The following is a 247-nucleotide window of genomic DNA, read 5'->3' as shown; positions in this document are numbered from 1 at the left end:
CGCAGCTTCTGGAAATTGGGTATCCAGAAAATCTCATCGACGTACAGGTCGCCGTTGTGGCTCTGCGCGGTGTTAGAGTTGGTCCCGAGGAAAATCAGCTCTGCGCCGTTGTTGCCGATGACAATCGGGTCGCCTGACAGGTCGACGTCGACCAGACGCGCAAAGGCGATGATGTACTTACGGAAAACGTAAGCCTGCGTTTTACTGGCGGATAAAAAAATCTGGTTTTGCCCGGTCTTAAGGGCGC

At 53.8% G+C, this 247-nt stretch carries 1 protein-coding gene; it reads right to left on the bottom strand.

The genetic code is table 11. The annotated features are described in order from the left end of the window. Positions 1 to 247 (bottom strand): terminase large subunit domain-containing protein (locus tag FLQ03_RS01320; RefSeq protein WP_206210820.1); only part of this gene is annotated, 247 nt, incomplete at both ends.

Source organism: Vogesella urethralis (assembly GCF_007644045.2).
GTDB classification, from domain to species: domain Bacteria; phylum Pseudomonadota; class Gammaproteobacteria; order Burkholderiales; family Chromobacteriaceae; genus Vogesella; species Vogesella urethralis.
The sequence above is the reverse complement of the archived record's forward strand: the minus strand, read 5'-3'. Positions and strand labels throughout refer to the sequence as shown.